We start from the raw sequence: 25,731 nt of genomic DNA on the forward strand, positions 1-25,731 counted from the left end.
AATTACTATACTGCCCTGAATGGACGCTGTCAAGGTGATTGGCAGGGGTTTATGCGGTCAATACTCCCTATGAATGGAGGGACCGGCAATGGATACAAAACACTACTATGGCTTATGGCTTCTGATGATTCCGGTGGTGCCTCTGCTGACAGCGGGGCTTCTGCTTCTTCTGCGATTTCAGCCCACCGGTTACTATCTTCTGGTGAGCGGTCTTTTCAGCCTGTGGATTCTGGTCAGGGCATTGGGGCGGGCCTATAACCCGAAAAAAGAGGAAAAAACCGAGGAGCTTTAAGAACTCAAGCACTCAACTTAATAAGAATATCCCTATTTTAAAAATCCCCGCAGGACTTTTTTAGTTCTGCGGGGATTTTTCCGGCCTAAAGCTTATGATTAAAATTGTAGCAAATATCAGGCTCCTACGAAGAAAACGAATGAGGAGACCTGTGTTGGCTCGTGGAGATTTTGATTTATTTTCTTGACGTCTATAAAATATGTATGCTATACTAACAAATAGTTAGAAGCGGCTAACCACTGTTTTATTTAAAGCAAGGAGGCTTTTGAAACAATGTATAACATGGAGAACAATCCAAGCCGATACTATAAAATAATGCACAACTACCAAGAGGCACAATTGCTTTTTGCGGCCATTCGCCTGAATGTATTTTCTCATCTGGATACACCTGCAACAGCAGAGGCGGTTGCGGCAGCACTTAACTGTGACAAAAGACAAATTAAGCTGCTGTTGTTATCTCTTGCTTCCTGCGGATGGGTAAACAGGCAAGGGGATTTTTATACAAATACGCCGGAGACCAAAGATTTCTTATCACGAAGCAGTGAAGTGTTCTTGGGCGACGCTTTGCTTTTTCGTGAGAATATGACTTCTCTGGCGCAATTGGAGCAAAAAGTAAAGTCTGCCGATTCTCCGAGCAAACCAATTTATGATTTTTCAGAAATGGCAAAAATTTCGATTCCCGAAATGTATACCGGGCGCCTGCAAACGTTTTTAAGTCAGATGAAAAAGCTGTATCCTGATTTTGAACGGCCGCTTCGGTTGTTGGATTTGGGTGGTGGAACCGGTATCTTAGCCATTGAATTTGCCAAGCACTTCCCAAACAGCAGGGCGACTATTTTTGAAAGCCCCGATGTAGTGGAAGTTACAAGGGGTATTGTCTCACAGCATCATCAAGAGCAGAAGGTGGATGTTATTGCGGGAGATTTTAACACAGATTCTCTCGGCGGCCCTTATGATGTAATCATCGCTTCCGGTATCTTGAATTTTATAAAAGGCGATTTGTCTGACTTTATTCAAAAGTTATCGGATTCTATAGCAGATGGCGGCTATTTGATGATCGTTGGACAATATGCGGATCATGAGCAGGATGCCCCAAGCAATATGCTAGGTTGGCTTTCGGGCTTGCTGAGCGGCATTCCCCTCCCCCCCAATCGCCAGGAGATTGCAAAAGCAGTGCTGCAGGCAGGTCTTACAGCTGTTGACCGTATGGACGATAATCGCTACGAGGGGCAGCTATACCGCAAGGGAGAAATGGCTTGCCACATTTGTTCGGGCGATGTCATTCGTTCTTTTATTGAGTTAACCGAACAGATAGCCAACAGCAGAACCAATATTCTTAGCTTTGGCAGCCAGGATATGACCTTTTACCGGGGTGAAATTCACATCATTAAGATGATTGGTGATTTCCCGGGCATCCACAGTGCCGAGCTTGCCCGAAAATTTGGAATTACCCGCCCTGTAGTTCATAAAACCCTTCAAAAATTATCTGAACGTGGGTTGATCAACAAAGAGGATGATACTGAGGATAAAAAGCGCAGTTTGCTTTATCTGACAGAAAAAGGAGAGTTAGCCTACCATGAGCACGAGAAATACCATGACGAAAACGACAAGGCTCTTTTTGATTTCCTTGCAGATATGCCGGGCGATAAATTAAGCGCCATCGATGGGTTTCTCAATCATGCGATTGGTTTGATTAAAAACCATGCGTGATTCAGTGAGGCAATAACATATGTCGCAGAAGATAAAAGCCTGACCTCAATATAACGAGGTCAGGCTTTTATCTTCTCTGTCGGTCATTACAAGAAAAACTATTCCAAAACTGAAATACAACAACTTGCAGAAAAAAGGAAAAAATAACACTTGACAGGCCGAGAAACTAAATCACTTCTGTTGGAGACTCTGAATCCGGTTCTTCTTTTTTAAACTGAAGCACACCATCTTTAAAAAGGCTGACCACTGTCTGGGTGATGATGGGGAACAAAATCATGCCGCCAACCCCAATGGTGCGAAAGCCGATATAAATACACACAATGGTAACCAGTGGGTGAAGACCCAGTTGATCGCCCACCACACGAGGCTCCACAATGTTGCGCACCAGTGTGATGATGCCATAAAGGGTTAACAATCCCACAGCCAGCGGAAAATTCATGCGGGCCAGTTCAATGGCAACCCAAGGCAGCAGGATTGTACCACAGCCGAAAACGGGCAGAATATCAATCAAAGCAATGAGCAAAGCCAGTAAAATAGAGTTTTTAACCCGCAGAACACTCAACCCAATGGAAAGCTCCACAAAGGTCATAGACATCAAAATTAGATAAGCTTTTAAATATTTACCCACTGTTCCGGCAGTATGCAGGCGAATTTCATCCACCAGCCTGCTGTAGCGCCGAGGAATCTGCCTGACCAAAAAAGCGGTTATTTCTTCATGCCCCATGCTGATAATGATGGAGGACATAATTGTAAAGATCAGAGAAAGCAAAAACGAAGGGATTTTGCTGGTGGTGCTGCCCAGCCAGCTCAGTGCTGTGGAAGAAACCGAAGAAAGGCTGTTTTGAATATAGATGAGAATTTGATCGAATACCGTTTCTGTGCTGTAAATTAAGTCGGGAGAAATGCGCCCCAACAATCCGCTGATAAATTCATTAAGTGAAGCAAGCCCCGGCTGGAGAGTCTGCGCATAAAAGACAGGGAGAGAACTCACCAGACTTTTACCCGCAGAAAAAAGCCGACTGCTTAGCAAAATGAAAAGAAGAACCAAGATGCCATAGCCCACCACCACCACAATAAAACCGGCCATTCTTTTATGGATAGGGGTGTGCTTGACTAACAGATTCACTACAGGCTTAAAAAGCAGAGCAATGAGATACCCCAGAATAAATGGCATAAGCCACGGCACCAAATACTTAAAGGTTGCCAGAATGAGGGCCCCTACCAACACAAAATAGAATGTGTTTATAATAAAGGCACGGCGTTTTTCAATTGTATTCATTTTGTATACCCTCTTTTTTTTACCCGGAGTCTGTTGTGAGAAGCGCTCAGCAGATCCATCTCTTGCGGTTTATTGGATTAAAGTGCATTTTTTATAATAAAGACCAGATGGTTGTCTTTTATTTCATTCTATTCATAAATTGGCATATTTGTTCTTAAGTATAGCATAAATTCAGGTAAAATTTTTAGAATTTTTTTGAACTTTTCTTTTCATTCTGTCAAATTCAGTCGTATACCAGAGTAATAGACAAATTTCGATAGGCTGTTGCTATGATAACCTTACCCACCAACATTAAAGCATCAAACCCTTACCTGCTGTCTTTCCGAGGGGCCGACCTGTTCTTTTGTCTTGGAGAAGTACTTATTCTTGAGCCAGTGTTTTATTTCCGTATCTGCAATAGAATAGAAATATACTACAGTATGCCCTGCCCTGTCCAGCTTATGACCAGATGTATAGAAAGACAGAAGGGTGCACAACGATAAACCAGAGCGATATTTTGCCGGGATTTGGTGACGGCTATTGATTCGCTGATTCAGGAATGCGGCAGATCTGTGTATCAAAATTCTGCTTAACTAAAAATCGACTTGTCGCTAACAGACAGGCCGATTTGTTGTATATGCATCAAATCCGCTTGTGTTTGCTCTAATCTTTCAAATGGCCGCATATCCTTTTCATATACCAAATGTTTTGAGGAGGATTGCTTTCATGAAATCCATATCCCCAGATCAGTATATCTTGGATGAACCCTATCCCAAGGTTATCCTCCAGCCTTCTGATCGAAAATACGCCTGCATGCTTTCGGATATCTACGCCGGAAAGGGTTCTGAAACCACGGCCATTGCCCAGTATCGTGTTCATGTGCATTACCTAACAGATCTGCCGCAAATTCACAAGGCGTATGAAGGGATTGCCGGGGCGGAAATGATCCACCAAGATCTTCTTGGAAACCTGATTTGTGAAATGGGCGCCTCCCCTATCCTTCTCTCCGGTGTAACCAATTGCTATTGGAATGGCATATTCCCAGATTATCAGTGCCGCCTGCCCGCCATTTTAGAGTCGGATGCCCAGGGCGAGCGGAACGCAATTGCTCATTATACCCGAATTGCAAATTGTGTAACCAATACAAGTCTGCAAGCACTGATCTATCGAATCATACAGGATGAACAGCTCCACCTGAAATTTTTATTATCCTTGCTGGATGAATATGAATAGCCTTCAGTAAAAGCGGGGAAACGCATATGCGTTTCCCCGCTCCATCTGTTTCAGACCAAAAAAATTACTTTACCAGCTCTTCCAAATACTCCAAAAGCTGCTGAACATTCATTTTGCCGAAAGTGACATGCTCATCGTTGACCACAAGGCACGGCACACTCATGACATTATACTGATCCTTTAGTGCCGAAAAATGGTTGAGATCATATGCTTCTGCACGAACATTTGGGTTCTCTGCCGCAATGCGCTGAGCTGCCATAACCAACTCCGGGCATTTTGTGCAAGAAAGCGAAACCAGTATTTTCAGTGAAACCGGCTTATCGATGACTCGAATACGCTCCATAAGCGCCTCATCCAGCACCTGCCCGGGACCGGCTGCATTGTAAAGCCCAAGTATAAAGGAATTGAACTCATGCCCGCCTGGAACGCCATGGAAGGCCATCCCCAGCTCTGTGCCATCCGCTGCACACATTGCAACACAAGGGGCATCCCGATCTGAGCTATCCGTTTGAACCTGCACTGTAATTTTATCGGTCAGTGAGATAAGCTCTTTAATAAATGTTTGAAGCTCTTCTGATACCGGGCGCTCATCCAGATACAGCTTGAGAACAATTGGGTTTGCCATCTTCTCGAAAACACCGGCGAGTTGTGCACGTATTTCATCAGTAAAGAAACCGTCTCCTGTGGAAGACTTTGCTTCCCCAGTCGATTCCTTCGGGGCTTGAGTAACAGGCCGCTTGGGAATTTGCCCGGTTTTTGTGTGCATATCAGCAGCGTAGCGTTCCAATTCGGTGGCGGCTATTGCGCCATCCGCCGTTGCGGTTACCATCTGCCGAAGGTTCTTTACACAGACATCACCGGCACCGTAGATGCCTTCTTGCGAAGTTTTTTGGTTGGCATCGGTGATGATGTATCCATACTCATCCAACTTGACCAAATCCTTGACCAATTCGGTATTGGGCACATACCCGGCAAATACGAAAACACCGAAGGTTTCCCCGCCGACAGCCTGATATTCGGTCACTTCACCGGTCTGGGTGTTTTTATAGCGAATTGCCCGAAGCTTGCTGTCTCCAGTGACTGTTTCCACCGTGGTGTTATAACGAATCTGGATTTTCTCATGCTGTTTGACCAAATCAGCCGTTGCTTTGGCACAGGTGAAGTCTTCGCCTCTTACCAAAACGGTAACCTGACGGGCATACCGTGTTAGGAAGACTGCCTCCTCAGCCGCGGCAAAGCCGCCTCCCACCACGAAGATATCCATATCGGTAAAAAATTCACCATCACAGGTAGCGCAGTAGGCAACTCCCCTGCCTTTGAATTGCTGCTCCCCCTCAAAGCCTACGCTGCGGGGATAAGCACCGGTAGCGATGATCAGACCATAGGCAATGTATTCACCTCGGGATGTGTGAATGTGCTTATAGTCACCGTCCGCTTCAATGCGGTGAGCATCGGCAAGCAGAAATTCAGCCCCAAAGCTCTGTGCCTGCCTGCGCATAACAGCGGTAATCTCTTCCCCGCTGCCTCTCTCCACGCCGGGATAGTTCACAACATCGTCGGTGATGGTGATCTGGCCCCCAAACTGCTCTTTTTCAATGACCAGCACCCGATATTGTGCTCTTGCCAGATATAGGGCGGCGGTAAGCCCTGCAGGCCCACCGCCGATGATTATGACATCATATAGATTTGCGTTCATTAAATCAGCCCCACAAGATCCAAGCTGGGCTTGAGGGTCTTTTCGCCGGGTTTCCACTTGGCAGGGCAAACCTCGCCATCATGATCTGCAACAAACTGAGAAGCCTGAACACGCCGGAACAGCTCGTCTGCATTGCGGCCGATGTTGCTGGCAACGAGCTCATAAGCTACAATTTGGCCTTCGGGATTGATGATAAAGGTCCCACGCTCCGAATGGCCTTTGCCTTCGTTCATAACATCAAAATCTCTTGCCAGCGCACCAGTGGGGTCTGCCAGCATGGGATACTGGATTTTCTGAATGGTCTTGGAAGCATCATGCCATGCTTTATGGACAAAATGAGTGTCGCAGGAAACCGAATAGATCTCACAGCCAATCTCTTTGAATTTATCATAGGAATCAGCTAAATCCTCTAGTTCCGTGGGGCAGACAAAGGTGAAATCGGCAGGATAAAAGAAGAAAACGGACCACTTTCCTAAAACATCCTGCTTGGTCACGGCCTTGAATTCATTCTTATAGTAAGCCTGTACCTGAAAATCGCTAATTTCTTTATTAATCATTGACATAATACGTGCCTCCATTCTTAATTAAAGTAAAGTTAGTTGTTGGTAACTCAAGTATACCATATAGGTCTTCTTATGTCAACGGAGCACATTGGGCACTTTTTTCCTACTTGGCCTACCAAATAAAAAAGCAGCCCCGCACAAAGCAGAGCGCTCTGTAGGGGGCTTGTGTTACAGCTGAATTTTGGCCAAAAGAATTTGCGGAGTATTACTTGCTTCGGCCGGATTTGGCGGGAGTGAATGCCGGATTAAAGGCATAGAAGTTTTTGCAGTTCAGCTTATCCTGAACAACACGCAGGGCTTCACCAAAGCGCTGATAGTGAACGATTTCACGTTCACGCAGGAATTTGATTGCATCCCGGACATCGGGGTCATCCGCCAGCCACAGAATGTTGTCATAAGTAGTCCGAGCTTTTTGCTCGGCGGCCAGGTCTTCGTGAAGATCAGCAATGATATCGCCTTTGGAAGCATAGGTAAGCGCTGAGTTGGGAACCCCAGATGCAGCTACAGGATATAGGCCTGTGGTGTGATCCACAAAATAAGTATCATAACCGCTGTTGCGGATTTGATCCATGCTCAGGTTGCGGGTCAGTTGATAGACAATGGCGCTGACCATTTCCATATGCCCCAATTCTTCTGTGCCAACATCTGTTAAAACAGCCTTAACCTCGTCATAAGGTGCCACATACCGCTGGCTCAGATAACGCATGGCAGCTCCCAGCTCTCCATCCGGGCCGCCAAACTGGCTGATGATAACCTTGGCTAAAGCTGGATTGGGGTTTTTAATTTTTACCGGATACTGCAATTTCTTCTCGTAAGCAAACATTTCAATTACCCTCCATTTCCCAAGGCCAAGGGCCGTCAATCCATTTCCACCGTGGGCCGCCGTCATAATTGCCTGGGCTCAGGGGGCCGTATTTGGTGGTGAATTCATCCATCGCCACCTCATAGAGATCGTTGTGCTTGCGGTAATACTCCAGTGCTTCGGCATTGGTGGGGTTTACATCCAAAAACAAGGCCGCATCATGCAGGCAAAAAGCCAGCACTTGAATTCTTTTCAGCAGTGCTTGACGTTCACTCATTTCCTTGGTACCTCCTCACCGATAAATGGCATATCCAGTTCGCTGAATATTGTGCCTCTCCCAAAGCCTATCTCCGGCTCATAAAGCTTTTGCCAAAGCTGCTTGGGAACATAAGCCATGCCAAGAGTGATGCAGTAGCCGCATTCGGCTTCGCTTGCTGCAGAAGGAGCCGGTGCAGGCATGGGCATGGGAACAGGGATAGCTCTGAATTTCGGGGGCAAAATCTCTCCCATTGGCACAACAGAGGATTCGACAGTGGCTTTGGTTGCAGGTGCCTTCTGTGCCATAGGGGCGGTCTGTGCCTTAATTGCAGGGATATTTTGAGGGGTGGTGGGGGCAGCTTGTTGTGTCGGTGCTGCGGATGTCCGGGTGGAACCGGCCACAGGTGTAACCCAGCCGCCGCCTTTTATCTGGCTGGCTTTTGTATACATGCTCTGTTTTCCATTTTCCAAAACAATCGCTCCTTATTTTAGTAAGTGGCGGAGTTCTCTGCCAATCGCAAGTGGCACGATTTTATCGATAGTACAGCAGCGCTGACGGATAACCGCAAATCCACGCAATCTGCGATTTTTCATGTATTCTGTATGTACAATAAGGCAGAGTTCCTTTGACATCAGTCTATGCAGTGATAACCCATTCTGACTGTCTTAGGGGGTGTATTTCCCAAGCATTTCGGTGTGTTTTAAAGAAATCCAACTATAAAAAAGAATCTTTTCCTTTGTTTTCATCGGCTTTTTCCTCAATTTGTATTTTTGTGTGCCAGGGCGGCAACAATAGGTTGGATAGCCCCCTACTTTTTCCTGCATATAGATTTCGAACAGAAGGAAAAAGAATTCTGCATAGAAAACAATGGAGCAAGCTAAGCCTATGGAAAAGAACAATCCCATCACTCCAAAGCCTGTGTCCGCCTCTGCACAGTCTCTCGCTCAAAGCAGTGCCCAGCTTCGCCGCAGCCTGCTTAGCCAGCTCTCTGCTGTGCGGCAGTGTTATATAGATGCCAATCAAAGTGCAGAGCGTACACCGGTCAGCGAATGGTTGTGCGATAATTACTATGTATTGGAAAAAGAATGCAAGCAAAGTGTCAAGGACATACGCCATCTTTCCAAGCACGCCCGAAAAGATGAGCTAATCGAGGTTTATCACCATCTTTTCGGGTGTATAACCAAGGAACTGCCTGAGATTGATAATGTCTCCGTAACAGCCATACTTTCCCATATGGGTCGGCAGTGGCAGATTACTGAGGCACAATTCAGCTTTACCCCCACTGCCATGCGGGCAGTGCTGATTCATATGGCTTATACCGCTTGTTTGCAAACCCAGTCGGAGCAATGGATTCGTTACGCCATTACCGGGCTGAGCCAGCTGAGCTCTGTCAATTTTGATAAAGTCATCACCACTTGCAGCGAGGTGGAAAAAACACTTCTGAAAGACCCCGCCGGAATTTATGGCAATATGACCAGCGAAAGCCGCCATCATTACCGACGCCTTGTAGCGATTATCGCGGCTAAAACCCAGCGTTCCGAGCTTGATGTGGCGACAGAGTGCTTGGAAAAATCCAGTGCCTCCACAGGTGCCCGGCAGCATATAGGCTATTTTATTCTGGAAAGCCCGATTATACGGCTCCCACGCCTGCGCCGGGGAAAAGCTTCATTGATTGCGGGGGTGCTGATGCCCTTAGCCGCCAGCGTGCTTTTGGGCTGGATTTGGAGGGATTGGGGGCTTTCTCTCCTTTGTTTTTTACCTCTCTGGGAGCTTCTGCGCACTCCCATTCAGCAGGGCGCGCTTCATGGGGTGGAAGTGGATTTCATCCCCAGAATGGATCTTTCGCGGCTTGCTTCCAAGCCCCGAACCGTTGTGCTGGTTTCCACCCTGTTGCCTAAGGCCTCAGAAGCACTGCATCTGACCGCCCGATTGGAACAACTCTATTTTTCCAATTCAGACCCGGATATGTATTATTGCATTCTGGCTGATTTTAAGGAGTGTGAATACCCGGAGGATGCACAGGATGAATCCCAGATTGCGGCTTCTTGCCGGGTAATTGAGGAGCTGAACCAGAAATACAACCAGCGCTTTATGCTGTTTCTGCGGGGGCGGGTTTACAACAAAACACAGAAGAAATACAGCGGCTGGGAGCGCAAACGGGGCGCGATCACTGAGTTTATCCGCTTTTTGAAGGGGGAGGAAACCTCTCTCCACACCTTTATGGGGGATCGCTCGGCGCTTGATTCCATTCGTTATGTGGTGGCGTTGGATAGTGATACCTGCCTGCTTTATGAAAGTGCTCAAACCTTAGTGGCTACAGCCATGCATCCCCTGAACCGTCCGGTTATCGGTGAGCAGGGAATCGTGACCCGTGGCTACGGCATTTTGGTGCCCCGCATTTCCACCGATCTGAACAGTGCCGGAGCCACCCCTTTTTCCCGGGTTATGTCTGGCTGCGGCGGTGTGACCGCTTACGATACCAAAAACAAGGATTTTTACCAAGACCTCTTTTTTGAAAGTATCTTCTCCGGGAAGGGTCTTATTGATGTAGACACTTTTTATGAACTGCTCAACAACCGGTTCCCGGAAAATCACGTTCTCAGCCATGATATTCTTGAAGGCGCCTATCTGCGGGCGGGCTTTGTATCGGATGTGGAAATGACCGATTCCGCCCCCTCCAATATGCTATCGTGGCTTTCCCGCCTACACCGCTGGACAAGGGGTGACTGGCAAAACATCGTTTTTATTGCCGGGCGCTGGAAATGTGAAGGAAAATGGTTGGAGAACCCTATCAGCAGCCTTTCCAAATACAAGCTTTTCGATAACCTGCGCCGATCGTTGGTACCGGTGGCAGCTGTTCTGTGCGTGATAGCGGCTTTGATTTTGCCCTCCCCTTCCTCCACTGTGCTGGCGGTTGTTGCTGGGATTTCTATCACCTTTTCCAGCATATGGGCTGCCTGCTGGTCTCTGTTTTCCAGCGGCTTTTTCACCATGTCCCGGAAGTTTTTCACCCGCACCCTCCCCCACACCTTTGAGCTTTTGGGTCAGGGACTGTTTTTTCTGGTTATGCTGCTGCCGCAGGCTATTCTTTCGACGGATGCTTTGTGCCGCTCTCTTTTTCGTACCTTTGTTTCCCACCATAAAATGCTGGAATGGACAACTGCCGCTCAGGCTGATACTCGCAAAATAACCTTTGCTGCTGTTCTCAAGCGCTTTTGGCTGCCCCAGCTTCTGGCGATGCTGCTGGTGGCCTTTTCCGGGAATGGTGCGCTGACCCTTCTTGGCCTTGCCCTTTCCCTGTTAATTCCCATTGCCTGGTTTTCCGCTCAGGCAGGCCGGGAAGATAACCATAGCCTTGAAAACGGTGACCGGGATACCTTGATTTCCTACAACGCCGCCATGTGGCGGTATTATGAGGATTTTGCCAACCAGGAAAACCATTTCCTTCCGCCGGATAATATCCAGCAGTCCCCTGTATACCGGGTAGCTCGCCGCACCTCCCCCACCAACATCGGTATGATGATGCTCTCGGTGCTGGCGGCCCGTGATATGGATTTTGTGGATACCCCCGGTCTCTATCGCCGCCTTGAGCGCACGCTCTCTACCGTTGAGAAGCTGGAAAAATGGAACGGAAACCTTTACAACTGGTACGACACCGAAACGCTGGAAATTCTGCAGCCTGCCTTTGTATCCACCGTGGACAGCGGCAACCTAATCTGCTGTCTGGTGGCGCTCAAGGAGGGGCTCAGTGAATTCTCGCTGGAATATCCGCCTATAACCGGGCTCATTGACCGTTTGGGTAGGCTGATTGAAGCAACCGATCTGATCCCGCTTTATAATAAGGAAAAGAACCTGTTTTCCATTGGATGGGACGAGCAGAGCGGGGTGCTCAATCAATCCCACTATGATTTTCTCATGAGTGAGGCCCGGCTGACCAGCTACTATGCCGTTGCCCGCAAGCTGATTCCCCGTAAGCACTGGGGCGCTCTTAACCGCACCATGTCCCGCAACAGCGGCTATGCGGGGGCTGTCTCTTGGACCGGCACCATGTTCGAGTATTTTATGCCCCATCTTCTTTTGCCTGCTTACGAAGGCTCTTTGCTCAACGAAGGGCTGATTTACTGCCTTTATTGCCAGAAGAGGCGGGTGAAAAATCAGGCTCCGTGGGGCATCAGCGAAAGCGCCTATTATGCCTTCGATAATTTCCTAAACTACCAATATAAAGCCCATGGTGTACAGAAAATCGGGGTCAAGCGCCATCTGGATAAGGAACTGGTTATCTCCCCTTATTCCACCTTTATCACCATTCCTTTTAACCCCAACTCATCCATGGCCAATCTGAGCCGCCTCCATCGGCTGGGGGTATATGGGCGCTATGGATTTTATGAGGCGGTGGATTTTACCCCCCAGCGGGTGGGCGCAGCCTCTCTGGCCGTAACCCGCAGCTTTATGGCTCATCACATCGGCATGAGTATGATCGCCTCTTGCAACGCTTTGTTTGATAACCGAATGCAGCGGCGGTTTATGAACGACCACTATATGGAATCTGCCAAGGAGTTTTTGCAGGAGAAGATTGCTAAAAGCACCGTGATCTACGATGAACTGAAACACCCGGTGGCCGGGAACGAAAAACGGGAACGCCCTGCCTTCCGGGATCAAAGTGCCTATATGGACCCACAGGCCCCCAAGGCCGTTTTACTTTCCAATGGAGAGCTGACCGAAATCCTCACCGATGTGGGAGCAGGGTACCTCAAATTCGGCGATATCGACCTGACCCGCCACAGCTCCGATTTGCTCCGCAGGGCGCAGGGAGTGTTGGTTTTAGTTCGGTGCGCAGGAAATGTAACCCCTGCTGCCTATGCGCCCTTTTATAAAAAGGATGTGGCTTATTCGGTGGAATATCTGGAGCAGGCTGTCACCTATTACGCCAAAAGAAATGAGCTTGAGCTAGGGGTTCGCTGTATGGCGCATCCCACTGTTTCCTGCATACAAAAACAGATTCTCATTAAGAACACCTCCTCCGGCCGCCAGCTTATGGAGGTTCTGATTTATATGGAGCCGGTGCTCAGCCTATGGCGAGATTATGACGCCCATTCTGCCTTTTCCAAGCTGTTTGTTTCCGGCTCCCACAGCTCGGAAACCCGAACCCTCACCTTTACACGGCGAAACCGGGATAGCTCCAATTCTCTTTATTTATCGGTGGGCTTTCTGGAGGATATTGACTTTCAGTTTGAGCTGACTCGTGAAAACCTGATGGAAGCACCCGAGGGTCTTTCTCAGCTTTTGCGGTTTGACCGGCTGACCTTTACAGGGAAGGATGGAGGCGTTCCTGATTGCTGCTGTGCCTTGCGCACCGATGTTTTGGTGAATCCCGGCTCACAGCGAATGCTGACTCTGCTCATAAGCGCCGCCCACACTCGGACAGAAAGTGTGCAGAACATCCTTTCTATGCGTAAAATGGGCCCTCTTGAAACCAGCGCTGCCGCCAAATCACCTGTCTTGGGGGATGGGCTTTCAGCACGGTTGGGCAGCAATTTGTTGGGCAAGCTGCTCTTTGAGCATACCTCTCAAAAGAAAACAACAGAGGCTTTGGGTGCCAACACGCTGGGGCAGCCCGCTCTTTGGGCCACCGGTATTTCCGGAGATATCCCGCTGGTGCTGCTGGAGCTTACCGGCCGGGTGGATGAGGAAATGACAGTAGCCTATATCAAAATTCAGGATTCCCTGCGCAGGCTCGGCGTTGAGTTTGACCTGTGCTTTTTGCATTCGCAGGAGGAGCATCCCAAGGCTCTGCCGATTCTTCTGGAAATCATCAGCAAAGCCGGAGCGGATACCCGCATCGGAATTCGTGGCGGGCTTTTTCCGCTGTGCCGGGAGAACTTCTCCCCCGAAACCATTACCCTGCTGCGGGCGGCGGCACGCTGTACCATTCAAAGTGGTGCCGACCCTCACGATGGCCCGGCGGATATTTTCTCCCCTGTGGAATTCAAAGAGATATCTCCAGAGCCCATGCCTAAAAATCCGGAGCTTAGTGTTTACGGTGGTGCCTTTGCACACAGCGGCTTCTATGTGGATAAGGCATCCCCTCTGCCTTACTGCCATATACTTGCAAACCCCATGTTTGGAACTTTGGTTTCTGACAAGGCCTTAGGCTTTACATGGGCTGTAAACGCCCGAGAGAACAAACTCACCCCATGGTACAACGACATTGCCACTGACAACGAAGGGGAACTTCTGCTACTTCGGGATGGAGAAGAATATTTCAATTTAGTGAAAGGCTCCCGTGCTTTTTTCTCTAAGGAAAAGGCTGTTTATGCAGGGCGAACAGGGCGTTTTGCCAGCCGCATAACCGTAACAATACCCCCGATAGGCAAAGTCAAGCAGATTGAACTGATTCTGGAAAACCTCACCTCACAGCCTTTGGAGCTGGAATGCGCCTATTATACCGAGCCGGTATTGGCAGTCAACCGGGATACCTGCCGCTTTATTCAGCCCACGCAAAAGGAAAACGTTCTTTTGCTCCACAACCCTTATAACACGGCGGTTTCCTGCTATAGTGCTTTAACTGCACAAGGCGGTGACTCGGTGCGCTTTGTGACCGATCGGAGCGCCTTTTTATCAGGAGACTGGCGATTAAGGGAGCCTGCTCCCAGCGCCGACCCTTGCGCAGCAGCTATACAACGGCTAACACTGATACCCGGTCATAACACCGTTCTGACCTTTTCTCTTGCCTTTGGCGAAACGGATCAAGAGGCGCTGGAAAGCATTGATCCACCGAAAGCCATGCCTGAGTCGGCCGAGAATCGGTTTGTCATCCACACGCCGGATAAGGCGCTGAACCAGTTTATCAACCATTTTGCACCCCACCAGATTCTGGCCTCCCGCATTTATGGGCGAACGGCCTTTTTTCAATGCGGCGGTGCCTTTGGATTTCGGGATCAGTTACAGGATGTTTCCGCTTATCTGCTCATTGATCCGGCAGTGGCCCGCAGGCACATTCTTCGCTGCTGTCAGGTTCAATTTGAAGAGGGAGATGTTCTGCACTGGTGGCACGATCTGCCGGAAAATGCCGGTGGTCTGCGGGGGGTGCGCACCCGCTTTTCGGATGATCTGATCTGGCTCCCTTTCGTGACAGCGGAATATGTAACCAAAACCGGGGATTACAGCCTTTTAGAGGAACCGGCTGCCTATATTACCGCCCCCCTGCTGGAACGCCATGAGCATGAGAAATACATCGGCCCCATCCGCAGCAGCCTAACCGAAACAGTGTTTGAACATTGTGTTCGAGCACTGGATAAGGGGCACAATCTGGGCGAAAACGGGTTGCCTCTCATCGGCTGTGGTGACTGGAACGATGGATTCAGCGGTGTAGGCTTGGAGGGTAAGGGGCGCAGTGTTTGGCTGGCGCTGTTTCTTTCTATGGCACTGGAAGCCTTTGCCCCTTTGTGCGGGGAGCGGGGCAGGCCCGAACTGGCTGAGAAATACAGGGTATGGGCCGCTTCCCTGCGCTACAATGTGGACATCCACTGCTGGGACGGCCGGTGGTATCTCCGGGCGTTTTTTGATAACGGTGAACCAATGGGTGCCCATGAAAGCGCCGAATGCTCCATTGATCTTCTCCCCCAAAGCTTTGCCGTTTTGGCGGGTATGCCGGATGCCCTGCGCATCACTCAAGCCTTGGATCATGCCTGGCACCGTCTGGTGGATAAACAGCATGAAATCGTCAGGCTCTTTGACCCGCCCTTTCAGTTCTCTAATCAGCAGCCGGGCTATGTCAAGGCTTATCCCAGAGGCTTGCGGGAAAATGGCGGCCAGTATACCCATGGGGCTGTTTGGTTTGCCATTGCCCTTCTGGAGGCAGGCCAGATTCAGCGAGGGCTGGAAGTGCTGCAAATGCTGAACCCAGCGGAACGGGCTACCAAGTCCGAGCTGGCCCCAGCCTATAAGGTGGAGCCTTATTATATAGCGGCTGATATTTATAGCAGCCCAGGAGCCGAGGGCCGAGGCGGCTGGAGTCTTTATACCGGTGCGGCGGCGTGGTACTATCGGGCGGTGCTGGAGCATCTCCTTGGTTTGCGCCTGAAGGGAAGGCATTTGGAGATTTCCCCCAAGCTGCCCCCAGATTGGAGCGGAACCCGGGTGGAAGCCACCATTGCCGGGGGGACATTATCCATTTTTTATGAGTATACCGGCAGCCCGGGGCTGATCTGTGACGGAAAACCCTGTGAACGGATTTCGCTGGATGGCGGCGATCATGTAATACAGGCCAGCTTTTAGAAAAAATCTAGCCGTTTTATGGAAAAATCAGGGTTTTTATGGTATACTTCAAGGTGATATTTTGCCTTATTATATCCTCTGCCCAAAGGGCTGAATAGGCCATACTATATAAGGAGATGAAGCTATGAGTTATGCCTTATCCCGGAAAGCCATCGGCACCGGCATTCATTTCAGTCATGTGATAGACCCGAAATTCAAGTTTAACCGCATATCTGTCAATTTTATTGTGCCCCTTCAAAAGGAGCGGGCCAGTGATTTTGCTGTAGTGCCCTTTATCCTGCGCAAGGGCTTTCGGGAATGCCCGGATTTTACCGCTCTCAATGCCAAGCTCTGTGAGCTTTACGGGGCCAGTTTGGAAGCGGATGTAACCAAATTCGGCGATTTGCAGCTGTTGGAGGTTTCTATCCAGAGCATTGACAACCGGTTTTCCTTGGAAAACGAGGATATTGCCGGCCAGTGCGCCGAGCTGCTGGCTTCGGTTGTGCTGGACCCCAAGCTGAGTGAAGAGGCTTTTGATCCCACCGACACCCAGCTCGAAAAGGAATATGTCATTGATTCCATCGATGCTCTTATTAATGATAAGCGCAGCTATGCGCTGGCCCAGTGTGTACAGGCTATGTGCAAAGGCCAGCCCAATGCTATTCGCCGCTATGGCGATCGGGATCAGGCGGAAAAGATTACCCCACAGTCGGCGGCTGCGGCTTACCGGGATTTGCTGCTGGAAAGTCCGGTGGAAATCCTCTTTCTCGGCTCCGGCAGCCCGACTGCCACAGAAGAGATTTTCACCCGCCGCTTTGCGGAAATCCAGCGCAAGCCCCTTTCTCACACGCCGTCACCCATTCCACCCAAAGCAGGAGAGGTTCGCCATGTAGAGGAAACCATGGAGCTTTCCCAATCCAAGCTGGTTATGGGCTTTCGTACCGGCGGGCTGAGCACACCGGAAAGCCTGACCGCCGCCCGGGTTTTCGCCGCCTTGTTTGGCGGAACCCCTTTTTCCAAGCTATTCCTCAATGTGCGGGAAAAGCTGAGCCTTTGCTATTACTGTGCCGCCCGGTTTGATATTGCCACCCAAATTCTTATGGTGGACAGCGGCGTGGAAAAGCAAAATGTAGAAAAGGCAAAGGCCGAGATTTTGGTTCAGCTGGCCGCTATGCAAAATGGCGAAATCACCGATCAGGAGCTGGCCAACACCAAGCTGCTGCTGAAAAACGGCATTACCACCACCACTGATTCCCTTTCCTCCATTGAAGGGTGGTATCTTTCACAAATTCTGCGTGGGCAAAGCGATACACCGGCGGAGGATGCCGCCCAGATTGACGCGGTTACCATCGGGCAGGTCGTGGAAATTGCCAAGGGTGTTACACTGGATACCATCTATTTCTTGACTGGGGAGGAAAGCAAATGAGCAGCAGACAAATCATAACCTCCGAGCGTTTGGGTGAAAGCTTCACCAAAATAGAGCATTCATCCGGGCTGACCTTGATGCTTTGCCCTATGAAGGGTTTTTCCACCGCCTATGCTCTTTTTGCCACCAAATACGGTTCGGTGGATACCTGCTTTAAAACCGATAAGGATGCGGATTTTGCGCAGGTCCCCGAAGGCATTGCCCATTTTCTGGAGCATAAGCTTTTTGAGAGCGAGGATGGAGACGCTTTTTCCCGTTATGCACAAACCGGAGCCAGTGCCAATGCCTACACTTCCTTTGACCGCACAGCCTATCTGTTTTCCTGCACCGAAAACTTCAAGGAATCCATCGAAATCCTGCTGGATTTTGTAACTCATCCTTATTTCACTCCCGCCACCGTTCAAAAGGAACAGGGCATTATTGGGCAGGAAATCAAAATGTACGATGACAGCGCCGACTGGCGGGTATTCTTTAACCTGCTGGGTGCTCTTTACCACAACCATCCTGTGCGCATCGACATTGCGGGAACCGTGGAATCCATCTCTCATATTGATGCTGATCTCTTGTATCGATGCTACCATACCTTTTATAATCTTAATAATATGGTTCTCTCTATAGCCGGTAACTTTGACGTGGGTACCGTGCTGGAGGCGGCTGACCGAATTCTTAAAAAGGCAGAACCCATTCGTATTGAGCGAAAATCGCCGCCTGAGCCTGCCGGTGTGGTCAAATCCTTTGTAGAACAGCGGCTGCCGGTAGCAGTGCCTATTTTCCAGATGGGCTTCAAGTATGAGAGCCTTTCTGCTTCCGAAAATATGCGGCAGCAAGTTTTGGGCGAAATGGCGTTGGATGTTGTGGCCGGGGAAAATACCCCTCTTTACCGCCGGCTCTATGATGCCGGGCTGATCAACGCAACCTTTTCTGCCGAAACTATGGTGGGTGCCGACTATATTCTGGGCATGTTCTCCGGTGAATCCAAGGATCCCCAGCGTGTTTACGATGAAATCTGCGCCGAAATCCGCCGCATTCAGCAAGAAGGAATTGATGACAGCCTTTTTGAGCAGTGCAAAAAATCCACCTATGGGCGCTATGTAGGCCTTTTGGGGCGGGTTGAATCGGTGGCCACATGGATGATGATGTCCCATTTTTCGGGAGTTGAAATGTATGAGCTGACCGAAATTGTGGCAAACGTTACGCGTGAAAAGCTGGAGGATTACCTCCGCCAGAGAATCAACACCCAGCATTCTGCTCTTTCGGTGGTTCGTTCTCCCGAAGCCTCCTGATGGTCGTTTCTATTTCTTTTGAAGAAGGCATCAGCCCTTTTCCTCTTTAGAAGAGGGCTGGTTTTCTTTGGGACATGCCGGCAACTATACATTAGCAATGGCCACCGTGCTTCGGCTGGCAGAAAGGAACTTTATGACTGATACACTTTATTTTCCAAAGCTGGGTCTGGAGTTTGAGCTGAATCGGGTTGCTTTTTCCGTGGGCTCCGTTGCCATTTACTGGTATGGCATTATTCTAACCACAGCCTTTTTGTTGGGCGCACTGTATGCACTGCGCCGGGCCCGCAGCTTTGGTCTTGACCCCGATCGGGTGATTGACCTGATCATGGGCGGCACCATTCTGGGCATTGTAGGCGCCCGGGTTTATTATGTTGCCTTTAAATGGGAGGAATTTCAGGATAACCTGATTAATATTTTCAATACCCGTTTGGGCGGCCTTGCCATTTATGGCGGGATTATTGGGGCTTTTTTGGCCTGCCTGTTTTTGGGGAAATGGCGCAAAGTCAAGCTTTTACCTGCTCTGGATTTGGCGGCCGGTGGGCTTCTGCTTGGGCAGGCTGTTGGACGGTGGGGCAATTTTGTGAATATGGAAGCGTTCGGCTCCAATACCAATGCGCCTTGGGGTATGACCAGCCAGACCATCGCCTCCTTTCTCCAGCTACATAAGGCACAGCTGCAGAGTTTGGGAGTGGCGGTGGATCCTGCTGTACCTGTGCACCCGACCTTTCTCTATGAATCCCTTTGGTGTCTGGCAGGTTTTGCTCTAATTGTATGTTATACAAACCGCCGTCGGTTTGATGGAGAGCTGAGCCTCCTTTATTTGGCTTGGTATGGAGCGGGCCGCATGCTGATTGAAGGCCTTCGCACCGATAGTCTTTTGATGGGCTATATTCGGATATCGCAGCTTTTAGCGGCACTTTGCGTGGTTGCCTCTTTGATTTTGTTGGTGGCGCTGCGTTCCCGTATCAAGCGTGAGGCGGATTCGCAATATATGATGCTCCATGTTTCCACCCCTCTTGGCCAGCATATTCTTCATGGGCTTTCCACCGAGCAGGCAGAAAAGCTGCTTAACGAAGAGAATGAGGCGGAAACCTCCGATGCAGAAGCATCTTCTGATGAAGAAGAGAACGAAGAAGAAAATGTAGAGGAAAACGAAGCTGGTGACGCTTCTCCTTCTGAAGAGGAAGTGCCGCATGAAGATGAAGATCCCTCCGACGAGAAGGAGGAAATCTAATGGGGCAGATTATTGATGGCAAACAGGTTTCCGCTCGGTTGCGTGAAACTCTCAAGCAGCAGGCTGATAAACTGAAAGCAAGTGGGGTTACCCCCGGCCTTGCTGTGGTTCTGGTTGGTGATGACCCTGCTTCCCGGGTTTATGTCAGCAACAAAGCAAAGGCTTGCGATCAGCTGGGCTTTTATTCGGAACAGCATACACTGCCTCGAAGCACCACCCAGCAGGAGCTGATGGCTTTGGTGGAGCAGCTGAACGCTGATCCTGCCATTCATGGGATTTTGGTCCAGCTCCCCTTGCCCGCCCATTTGGATGAGCAGGCTGTGATTGAAGCCATCAGCCCCCGCAAAGATGTGGATGCTTTTCATCCTTATAATGTAGGGGCCATTATGGTAGGGAACTATCGCTTTCTCCCCTGCACACCGGCCGGGGTTATGGAGCTGATCGATTCCACCGGGGTTGAAATCGCCGGTAAGGAATGCGTTATCATCGGCCGCAGCAACATTGTGGGCAAGCCCATGTCTATGCTGCTTCTACATCGTCACGGCACTGTAACGGTTTGCCATTCCCGCACCCAGAACCTTGCAGAGGTTTGCCGCAGAGCGGATATTCTGGTGGCGGCGGTGGGCAAAGCTAATTTTGTGACAGCGGATATGGTCAAGCCCGGTGCTGTGGTTATTGATGTAGGCATCAATCGAGGCAGCGATGGCAAGCTCTGTGGCGATGTGGATTTCGCATCCGTTGAGCCTGTTGCCGGTTATATTACCCCCGTTCCCGGTGGTGTGGGGCCTATGACCATCACGATGCTGATGAAAAACACCCTGACTGCCGCAGAGCTTTGAAAAGGTAAGCCGACTTTGATAAAAACGGATACCTCTAATTATCCGACACAGATTGACTTTTGAAAGATTTTGCCATATACTATTCCTTATGAGTGCCAGCAAGTTTGTACAAAAGCTGGCCATGAGTTTGGCTTGGAGGATTGCAAATGAGACAAAAAGGCACACTGACATTCTTTGTGGTGGCGCTGCTGATTATCGTGTTTACCACGATGAGCTTCACAGGTATTCGCACCACCTATGGCGATGTCACGACAACCCGAATCAAAGGGACTTCCGATATCCGCTGGGGTATCGATATCCGGGGTGGCGTGGATGTCACCTTTACCCCACCGGCAGATTACGATGCTACCGATGTTGAAATGGGACAGGCTGAATCCATTCTTAAAGATCGATTGGTAACCAAAGGCATCACCGATTATGAGATTTATACCGATACCTCCAAGGATCGGGTTATTGTCCGTTTTCCCTGGAAGGAAAACGAGGTGGATTTCGACCCTGAGGCTGCGATCCGTGAGCTGGGCGAAACCTCTGTTTTGGCCTTTCACGAGGGCAGCGAAGTGGGTGAAGACGGCAAGCCCGCCGGAACTCTTATTTTAGAAGGCCGTGATGTTGAACAGGCCTATGCTGCTCTGCGTCAAGATACCTCCGCTCCTATTGTATCGCTTACTCTGACCAGTGAGGGTGCGCAGAAGTTTGCAGAAGCCACCACTCGTCTGGCTCCCACCAAAGGCTCCATTTCAATCTGGATGGATGATCGCCAGATTTCTGTAGCCAGCGTGCAGGATGCGATTACAGACGGCAAGGCCATGATTGACGGCAGCTTTACCGTTAAAACCGCTCAAACCTTGGCGGATCAGATCAACGGCGGTGCACTTCCCTTTAAAATGATCAGTGAAAACTACAGCATCATTTCTCCTTCCCTTGGCACCGGCGCAAAGGATACCATGGTATTTGCCGGCGGTTTAACAATGATTGCGGTTTTCATCTTTATGGTTGGCGTTTATCGCCTCCCCGGCTTTATTGCTTTCTTATCGCTGGTGGGGCAGGTTGGCGGAATGATCGCCGCAATTACCGGCTTCTTCGGTAATTTCCCTTCCTTTACCCTCACTCTTCCCGGTATTGCGGGTATCATTCTTTCCATCGGCTTCGGTGTTGACGCCAACGTTATCACAGCCGAACGCATCAAGGAAGAGCTGCAAGAAGGCAAAACTTTGAGTGGTGCTATTGAAAGCGGCTTTACCCGCGGCTTCTCCGCCATTCTGGATGGTAATGTCACTGTTATTATTGTTTCTATTGTTTTAATGGGCGCATTTGGACCTCCTTCCAGCTTCTTTGCTAAAATGCTCACACCTGTCTTCTTTATGTTTGGGCCTTCCACCACCGGCACCATTTACTCCTTCGGCTTCACGCTGTTGGTTGGTGTTATTTTCAATATGATTATGGGTGTTTATGCCTCTCATGCCATGCTTAAGTCAATTTCCAAGTTTAAGGCCTTGCGCAATCCTTGGCTGTATGGGGGTGTAAAATAATGAAACGTACCTTTGATTTTATGGGCAATCGCAATAAATTCTTTGCCTTTTCAGGTGCATTGATCGCCATAACCATTATTTTTGTTGCTGTATTCGGTATCATCATGGATATTGAATTCAAGGGTGGTTCCATTCTTACCTACTCCTATGCAGGAGAAATAGATCAGGAAACCTTCGATAAAGAGCTTTCTTCCTTGGTGGGCGGCAGTGTTTCGGTGCAGCGAAGTTCCGATGTTGTTACCGGTAAAGAAACCTTGGTTGTTTCTCTCCCTGGTTCAGAAGCACAAACTGCCGATACTCTGTTGTCTATGACCGAATCCCTCCGGGAGAAATTCCCTGATAACGATGTCGAGTCAATTGCTACCAGCAATGTGGATCCGATAATCGGCCGCGAATTCCTTTATAAAAGTATTGTGGCAGTGCTCTTTGCAAGCATATTGGTTATTGCCTATATCGCCCTTCGATTCCGTAAAATTGGCGGTTGGTCGGCAGGCGTAATGGCTATGATTGCTTTGTTCCATGATATTGTTATTGTTTTTGCTGTGTTTGTTTTGTTCAGGATACCGATCAATAATAATTTCATTGCGGTTGTACTGACCATACTGGGCTTCTCACTGAACGATACCATTGTTATTTATGACCGTATCCGTGAGAATCAGCAGCTCTATAAAAACAAAATGTCTTTGAGTGAGCTGGTCAATCTTTCAATTAACCAATCCATCACTCGCTCGGTCAACACAACTTTGTGTGCTCTAATGGGTATGATAATTGTTACAATTCTTGCTTTCGTTTACAATGTGGATTCGATTCTTTCCTTCTCGTTGCCCATGTTGTTCGGATTGATTTCCGGTGCCTATTCCACAATCTGTTTGGCAGGTCCTTTATGGGTTATGTGGAAGAGCAAAGCCCGCAACGTATAGAATTTTCAGATACCCGCTCTTAAAAGGGCGGGTATCTGTATTTATATGGGAGAACATAATATATATAATGTTTATTAAGATTAAATCTATGTGCTTTTTGGAGCGCAATATTTAACACAGAAAAGCTCTGGCCTTCTTCTCATTTTTTAATTGTTTGAGCCGATATCGATTTGAAGTGAAATGCTTCCAGCCCGTAAGCACCTGCTTAGAAGAGGCTGGTTCTAATAAGTTTTCTGCACATTTACAGCATCCGGCCCTATGCCTTGCTTCTGCGAAATGTGTCACACCATAATAAAGATAGGAAAATACAATGAAGATTAAAGATTCCACTCGTTCCAAACTGCTTGCAATTTTCAAAGCTCCCAGAAAAGATCCCATGACCTACAAAGAGCTTTATAAAAAAGCAGGCATTACCAAAGCCAATAAAACAGAGTATCTTGCCGCTCTTCAAACCCTCAAGGATGAAGGTAAGCTGATAGAAGAAAACGGCATGCTGAATTCTTCTGCCGGAATGGGCCTTGTAACCGCTGATATGGTCAAGGTAAACGCAACCTTTGGCTTTGCCCATGTTCCGGAACAGAATGGGGATGTGTTCATTCCCGGCCGCTATTTAAAGCAGGCGCTCCCCGGTGATAAGGTGCTGATCCGGGTAAGCCGTGGGCGTGGCGATCTGCCGGAGGGGCAGGTTGTGCGCATTTTGGAGGAAGCACAGCCTCTTTTCACCGGTATTGTGATCCTCACCGAAAAGGAATGCCAGATTCAGCCGGATAGCTATCTGCGCTTCCCTATTCCTCTGAGCCGAAAAAAGCTGGCAGGTGCCAAGCACGGCGACAAGGTGCTGGCTTATATAATCAGCCGGGGTGATGAGCGCCGCCAGCCCCTTGCGCAGATTAAGGAAAGCTTTGGCTCCGCTGAGCTGGCTAAAAACTGCTGTGCTTCTATTTTAGCAGCCAACGATATTATCCCTCCTTTTTCCCAGCCGGTGCTGGACGAAGCCAAAACTGTATCCGATAATGGGATACATCCCAAGGAGGCGGCCGCCCGTCTGGATTTGCGGGAGGAGCTTATCTTTACCATTGACGGTGCCGATACCAAGGACATTGATGATGCCATTAGCCTGAAAAAGCTGCCCGATGGCGGCTGGGAGCTGGGTGTTCACATCGCCGATGTCAGCTGGTATGTAACCCCCGGCAGCGCTTTGGATGCAGAGGCTTTCCGCCGGGGAACCTCAGTATATTATGCTGATTCAGTGGTTCCCATGCTGCCGCCGGAGCTTTCCAACGGCATCTGCTCTCTCAACCCCAAGGAAGATCGGCTTGCTTTTTCTGCACTGATGACCCTCAATGCCACCGGTCATATGACTGGTTATCGCTTTGAGAAAACATTGATCCGCTCTTGCATCAAGGGTGTTTACAGCGAAATCAACGCTTTGCTGGATAACAGCGCTTCACCGGAGATTGAGGAAAAATACAAGCCGGTTCTGCACATTCTGCCGGATATGAAGGCCCTTGCCGCCATGCTTATGGATAACCGCTACAAGAGAGGCTCTATGGAGATCGAATCCACCGAAAGCAAGATCAAGGTGGATGAGGAGGGGCGTGCAGTTGAAATCTCTGCTCGTCAGCGAGGCTTTAGTGAGGGCATGATTGAAGAGTTTATGCTGGTAGCCAATGAGGCCGCCGCAACTCTGGCTTTGAGTAAAGGTCTCCCTTTTATTTTCCGAGTTCATGAGCATCCTGCCGCAGAACGGCTTCAAAGCCTTTATGAAACATTGGCTTCGCTGAATGTCGATGCAGGCAAGCCCAAAACCAAGGTAACAGCGCAGGATCTTTTGGATATTCTGGGTTTGGTGAAGGGTACTAACCTTTCTCGGGTAGTGAACACCATGGTTTTGCGTTCTATGGCAAAAGCAAAATACAGCGAAATCAATCTGGGGCATTTTGGGTTGGTGCTGAAAAACTACACCCACTTCACCTCCCCTATTCGCCGGTATCCCGACCTGTGTATTCACCGGATTCTTTCCGCTTATGTCACCGGTATGAAAATGGAAAACATCCACAAGCGGTATGACGATTTTGTGGGACAGGCGTCGGCACGCTCTACCGAACGTGAGATTGGTGCCATGCAGGCCGAGCGCAAGTGTGAGGATTGCTACAAGGCAGAGTTTATGCGTCCCTTTTTGGGGGAAACCGTGGAAGGAATTGTTTCTTCCATTGCCCCTCATGGTATGTATGTGGAGCTGCCCAACACCGTTGAGGGCATGATCGCTCTACGTGGGCTGGCGGGAGAATGGGAGGCCATCGGCAATGTTGCCTTGACTGACAAGCTCACCGGACGGCGTTTTCAGGTGGGAGACAGCCTTAAAGTGTTGGTGGCCGGTGTGGATGTTTCCGCCGGGCAGATCGATTTTCAGCTTACCGAAAATTAAAAC

17 protein-coding genes are annotated in these 25,731 nt (G+C 49.3%); 11 read left to right on the forward strand and 6 right to left on the reverse strand.

What is annotated here, in order from left to right; all coding sequences use genetic code 11:
• The first annotated feature begins 88 nt into the window (after positions 1-88).
• Positions 89-292 (forward strand): hypothetical protein, encoded by a 204-nt coding sequence (locus tag U6B65_03240; protein WRS28157.1) that lies wholly within the window; start codon positions 89-91, stop codon positions 290-292.
• A gap of 273 nt (positions 293-565) precedes the next feature.
• On the forward strand, positions 566-2,002 hold the full coding sequence (locus tag U6B65_03245) for a methyltransferase (protein ID WRS28158.1): 1,437 nt from the start codon (positions 566-568) through the stop codon (positions 2,000-2,002).
• Between the two features lie 166 nt (positions 2,003-2,168).
• On the opposite strand, the gene ytvI is transcribed toward U6B65_03245, so the two are convergent.
• Positions 2,169-3,281, reverse strand: coding sequence for a sporulation integral membrane protein YtvI (ytvI, locus tag U6B65_03250; GenBank protein ID WRS28159.1), 1,113 nt, complete (start codon positions 3,279-3,281; stop codon positions 2,169-2,171).
• A 705-nt stretch (positions 3,282-3,986) separates the two neighbouring features.
• On the opposite strand from ytvI, the gene U6B65_03255 reads away from it, so the two are divergent.
• Positions 3,987-4,493, forward strand: a complete 507-nt coding sequence (locus tag U6B65_03255; GenBank protein ID WRS28160.1) for a ferritin family protein — start codon at positions 3,987-3,989, stop codon at positions 4,491-4,493.
• Between the two features lie 64 nt (positions 4,494-4,557).
• Here U6B65_03255 and U6B65_03260 read toward each other — a convergent pair whose 3' ends face one another.
• From U6B65_03260 to U6B65_03280, 5 genes are all read right to left on the reverse strand, one after another.
• Positions 4,558-6,189 (reverse strand): FAD-dependent oxidoreductase, encoded by a 1,632-nt coding sequence (locus U6B65_03260; GenBank protein WRS28161.1) that lies wholly within the window; start codon positions 6,187-6,189, stop codon positions 4,558-4,560.
• A complete protein-coding gene (gene ahpC, locus U6B65_03265; GenBank protein ID WRS28162.1) occupies positions 6,189-6,752 on the reverse strand; it encodes an alkyl hydroperoxide reductase subunit C in 564 nt (187 codons plus the stop codon). The genes U6B65_03260 and ahpC overlap by 1 nt, the downstream gene beginning before the upstream one ends.
• Positions 6,753-6,957: 205 nt before the next feature.
• Positions 6,958-7,575 carry a manganese catalase family protein gene (locus tag U6B65_03270; GenBank protein ID WRS28163.1) on the reverse strand — a complete coding sequence of 206 codons (618 nt, stop codon included), beginning with the start codon at positions 7,573-7,575 and terminating at the stop codon, positions 6,958-6,960.
• Position 7,576: 1 nt separating this feature from the next.
• Positions 7,577-7,831, reverse strand: coding sequence for a spore coat protein CotJB (locus tag U6B65_03275; GenBank protein WRS28164.1), 255 nt, complete (start codon positions 7,829-7,831; stop codon positions 7,577-7,579).
• On the reverse strand, positions 7,828-8,283 hold the full coding sequence (locus U6B65_03280; protein ID WRS28165.1) for a spore coat associated protein CotJA: 456 nt from the start codon (positions 8,281-8,283) through the stop codon (positions 7,828-7,830). Before U6B65_03280 ends, U6B65_03275 begins: the two co-directional genes overlap by 4 nt.
• A gap of 415 nt (positions 8,284-8,698) precedes the next feature.
• On the opposite strand from U6B65_03280, the gene U6B65_03285 reads away from it, so the two are divergent.
• The 8 genes from U6B65_03285 (at position 8,699) to rnr (ending at position 25,728) form a co-directional block, all read left to right on the forward strand.
• Positions 8,699-16,090 carry a glucoamylase family protein gene (locus U6B65_03285; protein WRS28166.1) on the forward strand — a complete coding sequence of 2,464 codons (7,392 nt, stop codon included), beginning with the start codon at positions 8,699-8,701 and terminating at the stop codon, positions 16,088-16,090.
• A gap of 124 nt (positions 16,091-16,214) precedes the next feature.
• The gene (locus U6B65_03290; GenBank protein WRS28167.1) at positions 16,215-17,495 is read left to right on the forward strand and encodes a pitrilysin family protein; all 1,281 of its coding nucleotides are present in this window, start codon (positions 16,215-16,217) and stop codon (positions 17,493-17,495) included.
• Positions 17,492-18,778 (forward strand): pitrilysin family protein, encoded by a 1,287-nt coding sequence (locus U6B65_03295; GenBank protein WRS28168.1) that lies wholly within the window; start codon positions 17,492-17,494, stop codon positions 18,776-18,778. Before U6B65_03290 ends, U6B65_03295 begins: the two co-directional genes overlap by 4 nt.
• A gap of 133 nt (positions 18,779-18,911) precedes the next feature.
• Positions 18,912-20,012, forward strand: coding sequence for a prolipoprotein diacylglyceryl transferase (lgt, locus tag U6B65_03300; protein WRS28169.1), 1,101 nt, complete (start codon positions 18,912-18,914; stop codon positions 20,010-20,012).
• Positions 20,012-20,851, forward strand: coding sequence for a bifunctional methylenetetrahydrofolate dehydrogenase/methenyltetrahydrofolate cyclohydrolase FolD (gene folD / locus U6B65_03305; protein WRS28170.1), 840 nt, complete (start codon positions 20,012-20,014; stop codon positions 20,849-20,851). Before lgt ends, folD begins: the two co-directional genes overlap by 1 nt.
• 146 nt (positions 20,852-20,997) lie before the next feature.
• Positions 20,998-22,380 carry a protein translocase subunit SecD gene (locus U6B65_03310; protein ID WRS28171.1) on the forward strand — a complete coding sequence of 461 codons (1,383 nt, stop codon included), beginning with the start codon at positions 20,998-21,000 and terminating at the stop codon, positions 22,378-22,380.
• The gene (gene secF / locus U6B65_03315; GenBank protein WRS28172.1) at positions 22,380-23,300 is read left to right on the forward strand and encodes a protein translocase subunit SecF; all 921 of its coding nucleotides are present in this window, start codon (positions 22,380-22,382) and stop codon (positions 23,298-23,300) included. The genes U6B65_03310 and secF overlap by 1 nt, the downstream gene beginning before the upstream one ends.
• Before the next feature lie 310 nt (positions 23,301-23,610).
• A complete protein-coding gene (gene rnr / locus U6B65_03320; GenBank protein WRS28173.1) occupies positions 23,611-25,728 on the forward strand; it encodes a ribonuclease R in 2,118 nt (705 codons plus the stop codon).
• The last annotated feature ends 3 nt before the right edge of the window (positions 25,729-25,731 follow it).

It is taken from the genome of Oscillospiraceae bacterium MB08-C2-2, assembly GCA_035621215.1.
Classification (GTDB): domain Bacteria; phylum Bacillota; class Clostridia; order Oscillospirales; family Ruminococcaceae; genus WRAV01.

Excerpts from the sequence above, each read along its gene's own strand:
- U6B65_03290 (WRS28167.1), top strand. The coding sequence starts at position 16,215 with ATGAGTTATGCCTTATCCCGGAAAGCCATCGGCACCGGCATTCATTTC.
- U6B65_03255 (WRS28160.1), top strand. The coding sequence starts at position 3,987 with ATGAAATCCATATCCCCAGATCAGTATATCTTGGATGAACCCTATCCC.
- ytvI (WRS28159.1), bottom strand. The coding sequence starts at position 3,281 with ATGAATACAATTGAAAAACGCCGTGCCTTTATTATAAACACATTCTAT.
- U6B65_03285 (WRS28166.1), top strand. The coding sequence starts at position 8,699 with ATGGAAAAGAACAATCCCATCACTCCAAAGCCTGTGTCCGCCTCTGCA.
- U6B65_03245 (WRS28158.1), top strand. The coding sequence starts at position 566 with ATGTATAACATGGAGAACAATCCAAGCCGATACTATAAAATAATGCAC.
- U6B65_03270 (WRS28163.1), bottom strand. The coding sequence starts at position 7,575 with ATGTTTGCTTACGAGAAGAAATTGCAGTATCCGGTAAAAATTAAAAAC.
- secF (WRS28172.1), top strand. The coding sequence starts at position 22,380 with ATGAAACGTACCTTTGATTTTATGGGCAATCGCAATAAATTCTTTGCC.
- U6B65_03240 (WRS28157.1), top strand. The coding sequence starts at position 89 with ATGGATACAAAACACTACTATGGCTTATGGCTTCTGATGATTCCGGTG.
- rnr (WRS28173.1), top strand. The coding sequence starts at position 23,611 with ATGAAGATTAAAGATTCCACTCGTTCCAAACTGCTTGCAATTTTCAAA.
- ahpC (WRS28162.1), bottom strand. The coding sequence starts at position 6,752 with ATGTCAATGATTAATAAAGAAATTAGCGATTTTCAGGTACAGGCTTAC.
- folD (WRS28170.1), top strand. The coding sequence starts at position 20,012 with ATGGGGCAGATTATTGATGGCAAACAGGTTTCCGCTCGGTTGCGTGAA.
- lgt (WRS28169.1), top strand. The coding sequence starts at position 18,912 with ATGACTGATACACTTTATTTTCCAAAGCTGGGTCTGGAGTTTGAGCTG.
- U6B65_03275 (WRS28164.1), bottom strand. The coding sequence starts at position 7,831 with ATGAGTGAACGTCAAGCACTGCTGAAAAGAATTCAAGTGCTGGCTTTT.
- U6B65_03295 (WRS28168.1), top strand. The coding sequence starts at position 17,492 with ATGAGCAGCAGACAAATCATAACCTCCGAGCGTTTGGGTGAAAGCTTC.
- U6B65_03260 (WRS28161.1), bottom strand. The coding sequence starts at position 6,189 with ATGAACGCAAATCTATATGATGTCATAATCATCGGCGGTGGGCCTGCA.
- U6B65_03310 (WRS28171.1), top strand. The coding sequence starts at position 20,998 with ATGAGACAAAAAGGCACACTGACATTCTTTGTGGTGGCGCTGCTGATT.